Here is a 15,752-nt window from a genome sequence, read left to right as displayed (position 1 = left end):
CACGAACGTCGGTGCCGCGCTGCACAATGACCCGGTGACCTCTCCCCTCGCGCGCTTCGGCCCCGCCACCCGGGCGTGGTTCACCGGTGCGTTCGAGGGCCCGACGGCGGCCCAGACCGGCGCGTGGGACGCCGTCGCGGGCGGCAAGCACGCCCTCGTCGTCGCCCCGACCGGCTCGGGCAAGACGCTCGCGGCGTTCCTCTGGGCGATCGACCGGCTGCACCACGAGCCGGAGCCCGAGCGGGCCCGCCGCTGCCGGGTGCTGTACGTGTCGCCGCTCAAGGCGCTGGCCGCGGACGTGCAGCGCAACCTGCGCTCCCCGCTAGCCGGCATCCGGCAGGCTGCCGCCCGCGAGGGGATCGAGACCCCCGAGGTGACGGTGGGCATGCGCACCGGCGACACCCCGGCCAGCGAGCGCCGAAGCTTCGCCACCCGCCCGCCCGACGTGCTGGTGACCACGCCGGAGTCGCTGTTCCTCGTCCTGACGTCGCAGGCGCGCCAGGGTCTCCTCGGGGTCGAGACCGTCGTCGTGGACGAGATCCACGCCGTGGCGGGCACCAAGCGCGGCGCCCACCTGGCGCTGAGCCTCGAACGCCTCGACGCGCTCCTGGTGGCGGCCGGGGGGCGTCCCGCCCAGCGCGTGGGGCTGTCGGCCACGGTGCGCCCGGTCGAGGAGGTCGCCGCGTTCCTCGGCGGTCACCGGTCGCCCGACGACGGCGGCCGCGAGGTCGTGGTCGTGCAGCCACCGGCGAGCAAGCAGTGGGACATCGACGTCGTCGTGCCCGTGCCGGACCTGGGGGACCTCGACGCCCCGGCGCGCCAGGGGCCGGACGACGGCGGGTTCGCCGTCGCCCCCGGTGGCGGGTTCGGCGTCGGCTCCGGTGGCGGGTTCGACGAGGGCAGCGGGGACGACGGCGCGCTGCCCGGTGGGAGCACGGCCGGCAGCCCGGCCGGCGCAGGGGCGCCCGGGACGGCGGCGCCCGCGGCCTCTGGCGTACCGGGCGCCCCGGACCTGACGGGCGGCGCGACGTCGCCCCTGCGGCGGGCCTCGGTGTGGCCGCACGTCGAGGAGCGGGTGGTCGACCTGGTGGCCTCGCACACCTCGACCCTGGTGTTCACCAACTCCCGGCGGGGTGCCGAGCGCCTCACTGCCCGGATGAACGAGCTGTGGGCCCAGCGGCTGGGCGAGGCGGTCGACGACCCGGGCGGGGTGTGGCCCGCGCACCTGCCGGGGCAGTCCGGCACGTCCGCCCCCCGCGACCCCGAGGGTGCGGTGCTGGCCCGTGCCCACCACGGGTCGATGAGCCGCGCCGAGCGCACCCGCACCGAGTCGGAGCTCAAGGAAGGGCGGCTGCCCGCCGTCGTCGCCACGAGCTCGCTCGAGCTGGGCATCGACATGGGTGCCGTGGACCTGGTGGTCCAGGTGGGCGCTCCGCCCTCGGTGGCGAGCGGGCTGCAGCGCATCGGCCGCGCCGGCCACCAGGTCGGCGCGGTGTCGCACGGGGTCGTCTTCCCGACGTTCCGCGGCGACCTCGTGCCCGCCACCGTGGTGGCCCAGCGGATGCGCGCCGGCGAGATCGAGCCGCTGCACGTGCCCAGCAACCCCCTCGACGTGCTGGCGCAGCAGGTGGTCGCCGCGCTCGCCACGGACGACTGGGACGCCGACGAGCTGCTCGCGACGTTCCGCCGCGCCCACCCGTACGCGGGCCTCGGCCAGGCCACCTGGAACGCGGTGCTCGACATGCTGGCGGGCCGCTACCCCAGCGAGGACTTCGCCGAGCTGCGTGCCCGCATCGTGTGGGACCGCGCCACGGGCCGGCTCTCGGGCCGCCCGGGTGCGCTGCGCCTCGCCGCCACGAGCGGCGGCACCATCCCCGACCGGGGCCTGTACGGCGTCTACCTGGCCACGGACGAGGACCCGGGGGGCAGCGCGTCGGGTGGTGGCCAGCGCGGCGGCAAGCGCGTGGGTGAGCTCGACGAGGAGATGGTCTACGAGTCCCGGGTGGGCGACACGTTCACGCTCGGCTCCTCCACGTGGCGCATCGAGGACATCACCCCCGACCGGGTGCTCGTCTCCCCGGCCCCCGGGCTGCCGGGCCGCCTGCCGTTCTGGAAGGGCGACTCCCCCGGCCGCCCCGTGGAGCTGGGGCGTGCCGTCGGGGCGTTCGTGCGGACCACCGACGCGCTGCTGGCGCAGGACCCCGGCACGGGCAGGGCGCGGCTGCGGGAGGCGGGGCTCGACGAGTGGGCCGCCGACAACCTGGCGTCCTACCTGACGGAGCAGCGCACCGCGACAGGGCGGGTGCCCGACGACCGCACGATCGTCGTCGAGCGGTTCCGCGACGAGCTGGGCGACTGGCGGGTGGTGGTGCACTCCCCGTTCGGCGCCAAGGTGCACGCCCCCTGGGCGCTGGTGGTCGCCGCCCGCCTGCGCGAGCGGCACGGCCTGGACGTCTCGGCGATGCACTCCGACGACGGCATCGTGCTGCGCCTCCCCGACGCCGGGGGCTGGGACCTGGGGTACGAGGCTGCCCCGGACGACGGCGGTCCCGGCGGCGCGGCCGGTGCTGACACCCCGCTGGTCACGTCCGAGGACCTGCTGCTGGACCCGGACGACGTGCTGCGCGCCGTGCGCGACGAGCTCGGCTCGTCGGTGCTGTTCGCCGCCCGCTTCCGCGAGGCCGCAGCCCGTGCCCTCCTGCTGCCGCGCCGGCGGCCCGACCGGCGCCAGCCGCTGTGGCAGCAGCGGCAGCGGGCGTCGCAGCTGCTGCAGGTCGCCGCGCAGTTCCCGGACTTCCCGGTGACGCTGGAGGCCGCGCGCGAGTGCCTCCAGGACGACTTCGACGTCGCCGCGCTCGCCGGGATCATGGGCGACCTCGCCGCCGGACGCATCCGGTTGGTGGAGGTCACCACGCCCAGCCCGTCACCGTTCGCCCAGGCGCTGCTGTTCGGCTACACCGCCCAGTTCCTGTACGACGGCGACGCCCCGCTCGCCGAGCGGCGTGCGGCGGCGCTGTCCCTCGATCCCGACCTGCTGGCCGAGCTGCTGGGCGAGCAGGGTGCCACGGCGCTGGCGGACCTGCTGGACCCCGCAGCCGTCGAGCGCACCGAGTCGGAGCTGCAGGCCCTGGCGGAGGGACGCCAGGCCAGGGACGCCGAGGGGCTGTGGGACGTGCTGCGGCGCACCGGTCCGCACCCGCCGCAGGAGCTCGCGGAGCGCACGCGGCCCGAGGTCCGGGACCACGTGGCGGGCTGGCTCGTCGAGCTCGAGCGTGCCCGCCGGGTGATCCGCGTGCGCGTGGCGGGCACGGAGCAGTGGGCGGTGGCGCAGGACGCCGGGCGCCTGCGCGACGCCCTCGGTGTGGCCCTGCCGGTCGGCGTGCCCGAGGCGTACACCGAGCTGGTGCCCGACCCCCTCGGAGACCTCGTGCGCCGGCACGCCCGCACCCACGGGCCGTTCGCCGCCGCCGACGTCGCGGCCCGGTTCGGCCTCGGCGTCGCCGTCGTGCAGCACGCCCTGGCCCGGCTCGAGGCGGCTGGGACCCTGGTGCGGGGCGCCATCCGCCCCTCGTCCTTGGGTGGAACGGGCGACGAGTGGTGCGACCCCGAAGTGCTGCGCACCCTGCGTCGGCGTTCGCTGGCTGCGCTGCGCGCCGAGGTCGAGCCCGTCGAGCCCGAGGCCCTCGGGCTGTTCCTGCCGCGCTGGCACCAGGTCGGCGCCGGGGCGGGGGCGCTGCGCGGTGTCGACGGCGTGCTGCGCGCCGTGGAACAGCTTTCCGGAGCCCCCGTCCCTGCTTCGGCCCTGGAGACGCTCGTGCTGCCCGCCCGGGTGGCCGACTACTCCCCCGCCATGCTCGACGAGCTCACCACGGCCGGCGAGGTGCTGTGGTGCGGGCACGGGCGCCTTCCCGGCTCCGGCGGGGGCGACGGCCTGGTCAGCCTCCACCTGACCGACGGCGCGACGCTCACGCTGCCCGACCCCGAGCCTCTCGAGGTGGGCGGGCCGCTCGACACGGACCTGCACCGGGCGGTGCTCGAGCTCCTGGACGGCTCTGGCGGGTACTTCCTGCCCCGCCTGGCCGAGCTCGCCGGCGCCTCCCAGGCCGCGACCCTCGATGCCCTGTGGGACCTCGTGTGGGCCGGCCGGGTCACCAACGACGGGCTCGGGCCGCTGCGCGAGGCCGTGGGCACCGGTGCCGGCGGAGCCCACCGAGCCCCGCGCGCCCCCGCGCGCGCCCGCCCTGTCCGCCGGTCCCGGTTCGGGCTCGCCGGGGCGGCCCCGGCCGCCGGGACGGTGGCACGGACCGGAGGCGGACGCTGGTCGGCCCTCCCCGCGGTCGAGCAGGACCCGACCGTGCGCACCCACGCGCTCACCCAGGTGCTGCTCGACCGGCACGGCGTCCTGACGCGCGCCGCGGCACCGTCCGAGGGGGTGGCGGGCCGGTTCCGCGCCGTCTACCAGGTGCTGCGCGAGCTCGAGGAACGGGGTGCCGTGCGGCGAGGCTACTTCGTCGAAGGACTCGGGGGCTCCCAGTTCGCGCTGCCCGGTGCGGTGGACCAGCTACGCACCGACGCCGCCGACCGCACCCGCTCGCACGAGCAGGACGACACCGACGACGCCGCGCACGGGCCGGCCGGCGCCGCCCTCGACCCGTCCGTGGCCCGGGCCGGGCGCCGTCGGCTGCCGCCGGCGGTGCTGCTGGCGGCCACCGACCCCGCCAACCCGTACGGGGCGGCGCTCCCCTGGCCCCGGTCAGGCCGGGGTGCGGAGGGGGGCGTGGGCGTCGAGGGCCGTCGCGAGGCAGAGGACGCCGGCGACCACGCCCGGGGACCGGTCGACCGGGACGGCGCCGTGGCCGCGCCTGGCCGAAGCCGCACCGCCGGGGGCACGGGCGACGGGGCGAGCACGGCGGCCGGCGCGCACCGTCCTGGACGCAAGGCGGGCGCCGTCGTCGTCCTCGTCGACGGCGACCTGGTGCTCTACGTCGAGCGCGGCGGACGCTCGGTGCTGTCGTTCGGGTCGGGTCGCGCACGTGCGCTGACGTCCGCCGCCGCCCTGCTCGCCGGGGCGGCACGCGAGGGCAGGCTGGGGCGCGTGCTCGTCCAGCGCGTCGACGGCGTGCCCGCCCTGACCGCTGCCCGCGACCGCCACCCCGCTGCCGCGGCACTGCTCGAGGCCGGGTTCGCCGTCACCCCGCGCGGCCTGCGCGTCGCCGGCGGCTGAGCGGGAGGATCGGACCAGATGCCCGAGGGAGACGTGCTGCGGCTGACCGCCGAACGGCTGGGAGCCGCGCTGGTCGGTGCGCCGCTGGTGCGAGCCGAGCTGCGCTGGCCGTCGGCCGCCGGGGCAGACCTCGTCGGCCGGACCGTCGTCGAGTCGGTCTCCTACGGCAAGCACCTCCTGCTGCGGCTGGACGACGGCCGCACCTTGCACACGCACCTGCGGATGGAGGGCGACTGGCGCGTCGAGCGCACCGGGACACCCGCCGCGGCCGGGCGCTCGCCCGCCGTGCGCGCCGTGCTCGCCACCTCGGCGTGGACGTGCCTCGGGCGCAGCCTGGGCATGCTCGACCTGGTCCGCACCCGGGACGAGGCGACGCTGCTGGGGCATCTGGGTCCGGACGTGCTCGGCCCGGGCTTCGCCGAGGGCACCGCGCCGGAGGTCGACGACGCCGTCGACCGGCTCGCCGCCGAGCCCGACCGCCCGCTGTGCGTCGCACTCCTCGACCAGCGCGTGGTCGCCGGGCTCGGCACGATCTGGACGGCCGAGACCCTGTTCGCGACCCGCTGGTGGCCGTGGACGCCGGCCGGCGCCCTCGACGCGGCGCACCGGCGCGCGCTGCTGGTCGCCGGTGCGCGGCTCGTCACCCGCAGCGTCCTCGTCGCGCGCCGCTCCGGTCTGGGCGCGGTCGAGCGCCGGGTCCACGGACGTCACCACAAGCCGTGCGTGCGCTGCCGTACGCCTGTCGCCCTCGGGTCCACCCGCGGGCCCGACGAGCGGCCCGAGCAGGCTGCTCTCGAACGCGTCGTCTACTGGTGCCCGTCCTGCCAGGCGCCCCTGCCGCGGCCCTGGACGCCCTGAGGAACGGCGCTGACCGCACTGACGGCGCCGGGCGGCACCGGCGGGGCGGCCACCGGGTCTGACGGTCCCCCGCTCGCGGCCCGGCGCTACGGGGACACGGCCCTGCGGGACACGGCCCTGCGGAAGACGGCTCTGCTGGAGAAGGCAGTCCCCGGGACGACGACGGGCGCCCCACCCGAAGGTGGGACGCCCGTGACGTCAGTGTGCGGCGCTCAGCCGACCGGCTGGAGATCCGACCGCTCGACCCCGTCGCGCCAGTCGCCGCCCCGGGCCAGCAGGCCGGCGACGAAGTCGGCGGGGATGGTGTCGGGGATCGCGAGCCCCTCGGCGATCGCGATGCGGTCGCTGACCTCGCGCAGGACGAGCGACATCGGCACGTCCAGCGCCTCGCAGATCGAGGCGAGCAGCTCCGACGACGCCTCCTTCTGCCCGCGCTCCACCTCGCTGAGGTAACCCAGCGAGACCCTGGCGGCGGAGGACACCTCACGCAGGGTGCGCCCCTGACGCTGCCGCGCGTCGCGCAGCACGTCGCCGATCTCTCGTCGAAGAACGACCATCTCGCGCCCCCTTCCTGAGCCCGGCCCTTGCAGCCGGGCCTCGTGAGCCGTCACCGGCTTCCGTCCCGTCCGATCCCCCTGAGGGGAGACCGCCCTACCGTACCCTGTGCGCGTCGCGTCCTGGCGGCCCTGGCGCGCGTCGAGCCGTCCTGTGGGCCTGGTGCTGATCACGACTTCTCCAACGCCGGCGAGGAGATCCTTGTTCCCCCGGCTGCGTGCTCTGTGCCGCTGGTCGTCCCGAGCCCACTTCACGAACCTCCCACGCCCGCGCATCAGGTGCCAGCCGGGGACGGTGATCGCGACGAAGCATTCACATGTCGGCCACGCGTGGTCGCACGAGCTCCCGCGCGAGCGCGAGGACGCCGCCGACGGCCCCCTCGCGGACGGTCGCACGGTCCCCGGCGAGGTCGAGCCTGCGCACGCCCGCGCCCTCCGGGGTCCGGACGGCGACGTAGACGAGGCCCGGGGCCTTCCCGTCCTGCGGGTCGGGGCCTGCCACCCCGGTGGTCGCGAGCCCGACGTCCGCACCCGTCGCGGACCGGACCCCCTCGGCCATCGCCGCAGCGACGTCCGGGTCCACCGCACCCCGGGCGGCGAGCAGGTCCACGTCCACGCCGAGCAGGGCGGCCTTGAGGTCCGTCGCGTAGGCCACGACACCGCCTCGCAGGACCGCCGACGCTCCCGGGACGGCCACGAGACCGGCGACGACGAGGCCGCCCGTCAGCGACTCGGCTACCCCCACCGTCCACCCGCGCCGCGCGAGCGCGTCGAGCAGACCGCGCGCTCCGGCGTCGTCGGCGCTCCGCACCGCTCGGGCACCCGCGGCGTTCACGACGACGTCGGAGCCGTGCCCGCCAACCGCCTGGCCCGGAGCGCTTCACGGCGCAGCCGCCAACCCTGCACGGCGTACTCGACGCCGGTCACCACGGTGACCAGGACGGCCGCGACCAGCACCACCCACGCCACGACCTCGACGAAGCCCGGCAGGTGCGCGCGCGGGAGCACGAACAGCGTGATCGCGACCGACTGCAGCACCGTCTTGAGCTTGCCGCCTCGTGAGGCCGGCATGACCGCATACCGCAGCACCGCCATCCGCATCACCGTGATGCCGAGCTCGCGCACCAGCACGACCACGGGGACCCACCAGGGCAGCTCGCCCAGCGGCCATGCCAGGAGCACCAGCGCCGTGCCGATGAGCGCCTTGTCGGCGATGGGGTCGAGGAGCTTGCCGAGGTCGGTGACCATCCCGCGACTGCGTGCCAGGTAGCCGTCGATGCGGTCGCTCGCCGCGGCCAGCACGAAGATGCCGGTGGCGACCAGGCGCCACGTCACCGACTCCCCGCCGTCGACGAGGAGCGCCCACGCGAACAGCGGGACCAGCGCGATGCGCGCCGCGGTCACCGCGTTGGCGGCGTTCCAGGGAGAGGGGGCAGCAGGGTCGACCACGTCACCAGCCTAGAGGGTGGTGCACGCGCGAGCCGACACGAGGGTCAGCGCCAGCCGTTCTCCGGGTCCGTGTCGGCGTCGTCGTGGTATTCCTTCGCGACGGGCGGGCGATGGCCGTCGATCCCGTCGGCGTAGGGGTCGGCGCCGGCTGCCTCGCCGCCGCCCGGCTCGTCCGCCTGCCCGTCCGCCTGGTCGTAGACCGCCGGCGTCTCGCCCCGGATGATCGCCAGCGCACCGGGCAGGTCGTCAGGCTGGACCAGCACCTCGCGCGCCTTGGACCCCTCGGAGGGACCGACGATCTCGCGCGACTCGAGCAGGTCCATCAGACGGCCGGCCTTCGCGAACCCGACACGCAGCTTGCGCTGCAGCATCGACGTGGAGCCGAACTGCGTCGTGACCACCAGCTCCGCCGCCTGCAGCAGCAGGTCCAGGTCGTCCCCGATGTCGTCGTCGATCTGCTTCTTGGCCGCCGCCGGTGCCGTGACGTCCTCGCGGTACACGGGCTTGAGCTGGGCCTTGACGTGCTCGACCACCTGGTGCACCTCGGACTCGGCCACCCAGGCGCCCTGCACACGCATGGGCTTGGCCGCCCCCATGGGCAGGAAGAGCGCGTCACCCTGGCCGATGAGCTTCTCGGCGCCGGGCTGGTCGAGCACCACGCGGGAGTCGGCCAGCGACGAGGTCGCGAACGCCAGGCGCGAGGGCACGTTGGCCTTGATGAGACCGGTGACGACGTCGACCGACGGGCGCTGCGTCGCCAGCACCAGGTGGATGCCGGCCGCACGCGCGAGCTGGGTGATGCGCTGGATCGACGCCTCGACGTCGCGCGGCGCCACCATCATCAGGTCGGCGAGCTCGTCGACCACGACCAGCAGGTACGGGTAGGGGGCGATCTTGCGCTCCGAGCCCGGCAGCGGCTTGACCTTGCCGGCGCGCACGGCGGCGTTGAAGTCGTCGACGTGCTTGTACCCGAAGGCCGCCAGGTCGTCGTAGCGGGCGTCCATCTCCCGCACGACCCACTCGAGGGCCTCGGCAGCCTTCTTGGGGCTCGTGATGATGGGGGTGATCAGGTGCGGGATGCCCTCGTAGATCGTCAGCTCGACCCGCTTCGGGTCCACGAGGATGAGGCGCACCTGCTCCGGGGTGGCCCGCATCATGATCGAGACGATCATCGAGTTGATGAAGCTCGACTTGCCGGCGCCCGTGGCTCCGGCGACCAGGATGTGGGGCATCTTCGCCAGGTTGGCCACGACGTAGCCGCCCTCGACGTCCTTGCCGATGCCCACGACCATCGGGTGCTCGGTGCGGCGAGCGGCGGACGAGCGCAGCACGTCGCCCAGCACCACCGTCTCGCGATCGGCGTTGGGGATCTCGATGCCGATCGCGGACTTGCCCGGGATGGGCGACAGGATCCGTACGTCGGCGCTCGCCACGGCGTAGGCGATGTTGTTCGAGAGGTTGGTGATCTTCTCGACCTTGGTCTTCGGGCCGACCTCGACCTCGTAGCGCGTGACCGTCGGTCCCCGGGTGAAGCCCGCGACCTTGGCATCGACCTCGAACTGCTCGAAGACGCCCGTCAGCGCCTCCACGACACGGTCGTTGGCCGCGGAGCGCGTCTTGTGCGGCGCTCCCTTGACCAGGAGGTCCTCGTCGGGCATGAGGTAGACGGTGTCGCCCTCGAGCATCGGCTGCACCGGCCTGCCGACGGGGGCCGGGGGCGGCGTCGGTGCGAGGTCGCGCGAGGAGGCGGCCGGGCTCGTGGCCGGGTCGGCCCCCTCGAGCTCGGACGTGACGGTGGCGGCGGGGACGGCCTCGGTCGGCGCGGCGGTCTTGCGGCCGCCCCGAGCGGCCGCCTTCTCGGCCCTCTCCGCCTTCTCGGCTCGTTCGAGCACCGCGGCCTTCTCGAACGCCTCGTCGCCGGCGAACCCGCCCTCGGGCATCTCCACGCCCTTGGCGGCCTTCTCCGCCTGGCGCTCCGCCTTGGTCTTCCTGCGGCGCTTGCGCGGCGGCTCGGTCGTGCCGTCGTGCCGGGAGAACCCCTCGGCGAGCTCCAGGCCGTCCTCGTCGAGCCCCTCCGCACCCTCGACGCCGTGGTTGCCCGTCAGGCGGTCGTACACGCCCTGCAACCGCTCGGGGATGCGGTGCACGGGTGTGGCCGTGATGACGAGCAGCGCGAAGAAGCCCAGGAGGAGGAAGATCGGCACGGCGACCCACTCGGTGACGCCAGCGACGACCGGGGTGGCCACGAGGTAGCCGACGATGCCACCGGCGTCCTGCACCCGGTCGAAGCCGTCGCGCGGGCTCGGCAGCCCCTCGGCGACGGCGATCAGCGCGCAGACGCTCATCACCAGCAGCGTCACGCCGATCGCGACCCGTGAGTTCGCCTGACCGCGCTCGGGGTGGCGCATGATGCGAGCACCCAGCCACAGCAGGAGCACGGGCACGGCGACCCCGGCGAGCCCGACGGTGCCCGCGACGACCGCGTGGACGGCCGTGCCGAAGACTCCGGGGATGTCCCACCACTCCTTCGCCGCGACCACCATGGCCAGGGCGACGAGGAAGAAGGCGACGCCGTCACGGCGGTGCTCGGGTTCCAGGTCTCTCGCTCCTTGGAAGATCGTGCGGACGGCGGCACCCACCCCGTGGGCGGTCCCGAGCCACAGGCCGCGGAGGGCACGGACGGGCCACGGCGGCCCAGGACGGCGTGCGGGGGCGGCACCACCCTTGCGGGGCGCGGCCTTACCGCCACGCGCCGACGTCGCACGGGTCGCCCCCGACCTCGACGGCCGGGTCGCCGTGCCCTGGGCCCGGGTCGCCGCCGTCCGCGGTGCGGGCACGCGACGGGTCGGCGCAGCCGCCGGCCGGCCCGCGGCGGAGCGCGGCTTCCCGGCTGATCCCTGCGTCGCCCGAGATGAGGGGGTCCGGGTCGCCATGATGGCACCACCGTATCGACTGCTGGCGACACCGGCGGGGAGGCCGTGCGCGTGTCCTCGCCCGCGGGGGCGTCACACCTGTGACGAACGCCTCGTCCGGACGCGCGGCACCTGCGCCGGTGACGACCGGTCTGTGAGGATCGCAGCATGGCCACCGCTCCACGCCCCCTGACCGAGCTGACGGCGGGGGTCTACCTGGCGACGGCGACAACCTGGACCTCGAGCAGCGTGCTCGTGGTGGACGAGCCCGTCGCACGGGGCTCCGAGGTGCTCGTGGTCGACCCCGGCATCACCCCTGACGAGGTTGCCGGGCTGGCGGCGGCCGTGAAGGACCGCGGTTGGCGGGTGACCGCCGGGCTCGCCACCCACCCCCACTGGGACCACGTGCTGTGGTCCACGGCCCTGGGCGCGGTCCCCCGGTTCGCCGCGCCCCGCGCGGTGGCGCAGGTGGTGACCGGCGTCGAGCGCCTGTGGGCGGACGCCGAGCAGGTCGCGCCCGGTCATGAGCGTGAGCTGTTCGGCCGGCTGACGCCGGTGCCCGGGCTCCCCGCGCACCTGACAGGTCCGCAGTTCGCCGGCCTCCCGGCTCCCGCTCCCCCTGGCTGCACCGTCGTCGCGCACGACGCGCACGCCCCCGGCCACCTCGCGCTCGTGACCCGCGGCGTGCTCCTGGCCGGCGACATGCTGTCGGACGTCGAGGTCCCCTTCCTCGACGTCGGCCCGGGTGGGGACCCCGCCCACGCCCCTGCCGACCCCCTCGGCGACTACCGGGCGGCCCTCGACGCGCTCGCGGCTGCGGCGCGCGACGGCGACGTCGAGGTCCTCGTCCCGGGGCACGGGACCCCCGCTCGGGGGGCTGCCGCGATCGCCGCCCGGTTCGCGGCCGACCACGCATACCTCGACGCGCTCGAGCGTGAGGCCGCAGGTGGGGCCCAGGTCGGTGACCTGCGGCTGGCCGAGGAGTGGGTGGCCGGGGAGCATGCCCACCAGCTGGAGCTCCTGCGCTCGCGCGCCTGACGCCGGCGGGCACCGCCGTGCCCCGGGACCCCGGGACACCGGGACACCGGGACACCGGCTCAGCGCACTGACGTCCCAGGACCCGAGGTGCCTGCGGACCGCCCGATCCAGCGCGAACGCTGCATCGCACTGACGCGAGCCAGGCGCTGGGCGACTGCCACCTCACGGACGACCACCACCCATGCGAGCCCCGCCGCCACGGCCGCGAGCCCCACGCCCGTCAGGAGCATGGGCAGCATCCCCACGAGCAGCGGGTCGCCGGGCACGACGAGAGCGAGCAGGATCACCGTCCAGGTCAGCGCCGCAGAGGACATGACGAAGCAGAGCCAGCAGACCCACCACGTGACCAGGCTTCGGGTCCGTCCCTCCGGTCCCGTCAGCCCGGCAGCCTGCCGGGACGCGGCGTGGACGTCCCGCACCACCTGGTACGGGAACCAGAGCGCAGCCCCAGGCACGACCCAGGCGAGCCACACCCACGTGGGCCCCCGGGCGTGGCGGTACCCAGGTGCGAGGGTCTCCGCGGCCCTGCGTGCCTGCAGGAGCCAGGCGAGCGAGACCACATGGGCCGCCAGCATGGCGACGGAGGCCACGACATCGAGGCCGCTCTCGAGCAGCGACCTCTCGGGCGCGGGGGCCGGGGCCCACCGCGACCGCTCGGCGGCCAGCGCGACGACGGTCGAGGCGACCGTCACCGTCTGGATCAGGTGGAGGGTCCCGGCGAGCACCACCGTCACGACCGACGCGGTGGCCCGGCCGTCGCGCGCCTCGGACAGGCGCATCGAGCGACCGGGGCGTCGCAGGCCGGACGCGCGCGGCAAGCGCATGTCTGAGCGGGCAGGCCCGCCCGCCGGAGGAAGGACGACCGGGCCGGGCGTCGGCGCGGGCGGGACGAGGACGGGGGCTGTCGGGTTCGGCAAGGAGGCTCCTCGGTCGGGGTGGTCGCCTCACGCTAGGTGCGGGGCGACCACCCCGACCGAGGGCGTCCACAGCCTGTGGACAACCCTTCGGGGGGTGAGACCGTCAGGCCTCGACGACCACCGGCACGATCATCGGCCGGCGGCGCAGGCGGCGGTTGACCCACTGCCCGATGACGCGTCGCATCACCTGCTGCAGCTGGTAGGTGTCCGTGGCGCCACCGGCGATCGCGTCCTCGAGCGACTTGACGACCTCGGGGAGGATGTCGTCGAACACCGACGGGTCCTCCGCCATGCCGCGGGCCAGGATCTGCGGCCCCGCCAGCACCTTGCCCGTGGCGGAGTCCACCACGGCGAAGACGGACACGAAGCCCTCCTCGCCCAGGATGCGCCGGTCCTTGAGCTCGGCGTCGGTGATCTCGCCCACGCTGGAGCCGTCCACGTACACGTACCCGCACGGCACCGCACCGACCACCGACGCCTTGCCGTCGACCAGGTCGACCACCACGCCGTCCTCTGCCAGCACGACGCGCTCCGGCGGCACGCCGGTGCGCACTGCCAGCGCCCCGTTGGCCACGAGGTGACGCACCTCGCCGTGCACCGGCATCACGTTCTTGGGCCGCAGGATGTTGTAGCAGTACAGGAGCTCGCCGGCCGACGCGTGCCCCGAGACGTGCACCTTCGCGTTGCCCGAGTGGACGACGCGGGCGCCGAGGCGGGTCAGGCCGTTGATGACGCGGAAGACGGAGTTCTCGTTGCCCGGGATGAGCGACGACGCCAGGATCACCGTGTCGCCGTGGCCCACGCGCACCTGGTGGTCCCCGTTGGCCATACGGCTCAGGGCCGCCATCGGCTCGCCCTGCGAGCCCGTGGACATGTACACGACCTGGTCGTCGGGCAGGTCGGCGGCCTTCTTCAGGTCGATCAGCACGCCGTCGGGCACCTTGAGGTAGCCGAGGTCGGCGGCGATGGCCATGTTGCGGACCATCGAACGGCCCACGAGCGCCACCCGGCGGCCGTGGTGGTGCGCGGCGTTGAGCACCTGCTGGACGCGGTGCACGTGCGAGGAGAACGAGGCGACGATGATGCGCTTCTCCGCCTGCGCGAACACGTTGTCGAGCACGGGGCCGATCTCGACCTCGGGCGTGACGAACCCGGGCACCTCGGCGTTGGTCGAGTCGACCATGAACAGGTCGACGCCCTTCTCGCCCAGGCGGGCGAACGCGCGCAGGTCCGTGACACGGCCGTCCAGCGGGAGCTGGTCCATCTTGAAGTCGCCCGTGTGCAGCACGGTGCCCGCCGCGGTGGTGACCGCGACGGCGAGCGCGTCCGGGATGGAGTGGTTCACCGCGACGAACTCGCACTCGAACACACCGAGCTTCTCGACCTGGCCCTCCTTGACGGCCAGCGTCACCGGTGAGATCCGGTGCTCCTTGAGCTTGGCCTCGATGAACGCGAGGGTCAGCTGCGAGCCCACCAGGGGGATGTCGCGGCGCAGGCGCAGCAGGTAGGGCACCGCACCGATGTGGTCCTCGTGCCCGTGCGTCAGCACGACCGCCTCGATGTCGTCGAGGCGGTCCTTGATGTAGTCGAAGTCCGGGAGGATCAGGTCGACGCCGGGCTGGTGGTCCTCGGGGAACAGCACGCCGCAGTCGATGACGAGCAGGCGCCCGGCGTGCTCCAGCACGGCCATGTTGCGCCCGACCTCGCCGAGGCCGCCGAGGGCCACGATGCGCAGGCCGCCCTCGGGGAGGGCGGGAGGAAGGGTCAGCTCGGGGTGAGGGTGGCTCACGTGGTCTCCGAAAGGTGGGGGACGGGGAGGGTCAGGGTGCCGGCGCGAGCACGCCCGCGGCGGCGAGGCCGGCACGCACCGCGGCGGCCTCGTCGTCGGACGCGGCCACGAGCGGCAGGCGCACAGCGCGGCCGGGCACGACGCCGAGCGCCTCGACAGCGGCCTTGGCCATGACGGCCTGGAAGCCGGCGCCGTTGAGCGCGGCGACCGCCGGCAGGGTGGTGCGGAAGATCTGCAGGGCACGGGCGGTGTCGCCCGTGTCCCACGCTGCGACGACCTCGGCGAAGGCGTCGGGCACGGCGTGCGCCGCGACGGAGACGATGCCGGCACCGCCGTGCGCGAGGAAGGGCAGCAGGAGCGTGTCGTCGCCCGAGTACCAGGCCAGGCCGGTCCGCCCGGCCAGGTCCGCCGCGGCGGCGACGTCCCCGCTCGCGTCCTTGGTCGCGACGACGAGGGGGTGCTCGGCGAGACGGAGATAGGTGTCGGTGGCGATGCGCACACCGGTGCGGCCCGGGACGTCGTAGAGCATGACCGGCAGGCCGCCGGCGTCCGCGACGGTCTCCATGTGCCGGGCCAGCCCCTCCTGGGAGGGACGCGAGTAGTAGGGGCTGACCACGAGCAACCCGTCAGCCCCGGCCTCGGCGGCCTGCTCGGCCATGCGGGCGGCGTGCAGCGTGTCGTTCGAGCCAGCACCCGCCAGGACCGCCGCGCGGTCGCCGACGGCGTCGACGACGGCCGCGACCAGCTCCGCCTTCTCCGGGGCGTGGGTCGTGGGCGACTCACCGGTGGTGCCGTTGAGCACCAGGCCGTCGTTGCCGTGGTCCACGAGCCACGTCGCCAGCGCGCGAGCAGCCTCGAGGTCCACGGCGCCGTCCGCCGTCATCGGGGTGACCATCGCGGTCAGCACCGCACCGAACGGACGGCCGGGCGTCGAGGGGAGAGCCATGGGACAACCGTACCCGCAGGCCGGGCGCACGATCGCTCGGAGGACGCTCCGGCCGGCGAGACGGG

At 75.1% G+C, this 15,752-nt stretch carries 10 protein-coding genes; 3 read left to right on the top strand and 7 right to left on the bottom strand.

All coding sequences use genetic code 11. The features are described 5' to 3' along the window. The first annotated feature begins 34 nt into the window (after nucleotides 1–34). Together DNL40_RS03355 and DNL40_RS03350 are read left to right on the top strand one after the other, a co-directional pair. Nucleotides 35–5,224 carry an Lhr family helicase gene (locus DNL40_RS03355; RefSeq protein WP_111249774.1) on the top strand — a complete coding sequence of 1,730 codons (5,190 nt, stop codon included), beginning with the start codon at nucleotides 35–37 and terminating at the stop codon, nucleotides 5,222–5,224. An 18-nt stretch (nucleotides 5,225–5,242) separates the two neighbouring features. Then, the gene (locus DNL40_RS03350; RefSeq protein WP_111249773.1) at nucleotides 5,243–6,082 is read left to right on the top strand and encodes a DNA-formamidopyrimidine glycosylase family protein; all 840 of its coding nucleotides are present in this window, start codon (nucleotides 5,243–5,245) and stop codon (nucleotides 6,080–6,082) included. Between the two features lie 212 nt (nucleotides 6,083–6,294). On the opposite strand, the gene DNL40_RS03345 is transcribed toward DNL40_RS03350, so the two are convergent. The 4 genes from DNL40_RS03345 to DNL40_RS03330 form a co-directional block, all read right to left on the bottom strand. Further along, nucleotides 6,295–6,639 carry a helix-turn-helix domain-containing protein gene (locus DNL40_RS03345; RefSeq protein WP_111249772.1) on the bottom strand — a complete coding sequence of 115 codons (345 nt, stop codon included), beginning with the start codon at nucleotides 6,637–6,639 and terminating at the stop codon, nucleotides 6,295–6,297. A gap of 310 nt (nucleotides 6,640–6,949) precedes the next feature. Next, nucleotides 6,950–7,471, bottom strand: coding sequence for a CinA family protein (locus tag DNL40_RS03340; RefSeq protein ID WP_245885595.1), 522 nt, complete (start codon nucleotides 7,469–7,471; stop codon nucleotides 6,950–6,952). Beyond that, entirely contained in the window at nucleotides 7,468–8,085 is a 618-nt protein-coding gene (gene pgsA / locus DNL40_RS03335) for a CDP-diacylglycerol--glycerol-3-phosphate 3-phosphatidyltransferase (RefSeq protein ID WP_111249771.1), read from the bottom strand. The genes DNL40_RS03340 and pgsA overlap by 4 nt, the downstream gene beginning before the upstream one ends. A gap of 44 nt (nucleotides 8,086–8,129) precedes the next feature. Further along, nucleotides 8,130–11,018 carry an FtsK/SpoIIIE family DNA translocase gene (locus DNL40_RS03330; protein WP_245885594.1) on the bottom strand — a complete coding sequence of 963 codons (2,889 nt, stop codon included), beginning with the start codon at nucleotides 11,016–11,018 and terminating at the stop codon, nucleotides 8,130–8,132. A gap of 147 nt (nucleotides 11,019–11,165) precedes the next feature. Here DNL40_RS03330 and DNL40_RS03325 point away from each other — a divergent pair, with 147 nt between their 5' ends. Beyond that, nucleotides 11,166–12,035: an MBL fold metallo-hydrolase gene (locus tag DNL40_RS03325; RefSeq protein ID WP_111249770.1), complete on the top strand. Its 870-nt coding sequence runs from the start codon at nucleotides 11,166–11,168 to the stop codon at nucleotides 12,033–12,035. A 59-nt stretch (nucleotides 12,036–12,094) separates the two neighbouring features. On the opposite strand, the gene DNL40_RS03320 is transcribed toward DNL40_RS03325, so the two are convergent. The 3 genes from DNL40_RS03320 to dapA all read right to left on the bottom strand — a co-directional run bounded on the left by DNL40_RS03320 (nucleotide 12,095) and on the right by dapA (nucleotide 15,687). Further along, on the bottom strand, nucleotides 12,095–12,814 hold the full coding sequence (locus DNL40_RS03320) for a DUF4328 domain-containing protein (protein WP_179950908.1): 720 nt from the start codon (nucleotides 12,812–12,814) through the stop codon (nucleotides 12,095–12,097). A gap of 241 nt (nucleotides 12,815–13,055) precedes the next feature. Then, nucleotides 13,056–14,741: a ribonuclease J gene (locus DNL40_RS03315; protein WP_111249768.1), complete on the bottom strand. Its 1,686-nt coding sequence runs from the start codon at nucleotides 14,739–14,741 to the stop codon at nucleotides 13,056–13,058. A 31-nt stretch (nucleotides 14,742–14,772) separates the two neighbouring features. Next, nucleotides 14,773–15,687, bottom strand: a complete 915-nt coding sequence (gene dapA / locus DNL40_RS03310) for a 4-hydroxy-tetrahydrodipicolinate synthase (protein ID WP_111249767.1) — start codon at nucleotides 15,685–15,687, stop codon at nucleotides 14,773–14,775. Nucleotides 15,688–15,752: the final 65 nt, after the last annotated feature.

Source organism: Xylanimonas oleitrophica (genome assembly GCF_003244315.1).
Classification (GTDB): domain Bacteria; phylum Actinomycetota; class Actinomycetes; order Actinomycetales; family Cellulomonadaceae; genus Xylanimonas_A; species Xylanimonas_A oleitrophica.
Note: the sequence above shows the minus strand (reverse complement) of the source record. Positions and strands in the feature narration are given on the sequence as shown.

What these genes read in the sequence shown, in the direction of transcription:
- DNL40_RS03320 (WP_179950908.1), bottom strand. Translation starts at nt 12,814, where the DNA reads ATGCGCCTGTCCGAGGCGCGCGACGGCCGGGCCACCGCGTCGGTCGTG.
- DNL40_RS03330 (WP_245885594.1), bottom strand. Translation starts at nt 11,018, where the DNA reads ATGGCGACCCGGACCCCCTCATCTCGGGCGACGCAGGGATCAGCCGGG.
- DNL40_RS03345 (WP_111249772.1), bottom strand. Translation starts at nt 6,639, where the DNA reads ATGGTCGTTCTTCGACGAGAGATCGGCGACGTGCTGCGCGACGCGCGG.
- dapA (WP_111249767.1), bottom strand. Translation starts at nt 15,687, where the DNA reads ATGGCTCTCCCCTCGACGCCCGGCCGTCCGTTCGGTGCGGTGCTGACC.
- DNL40_RS03350 (WP_111249773.1), top strand. Translation starts at nt 5,243, where the DNA reads ATGCCCGAGGGAGACGTGCTGCGGCTGACCGCCGAACGGCTGGGAGCC.
- DNL40_RS03325 (WP_111249770.1), top strand. Translation starts at nt 11,166, where the DNA reads ATGGCCACCGCTCCACGCCCCCTGACCGAGCTGACGGCGGGGGTCTAC.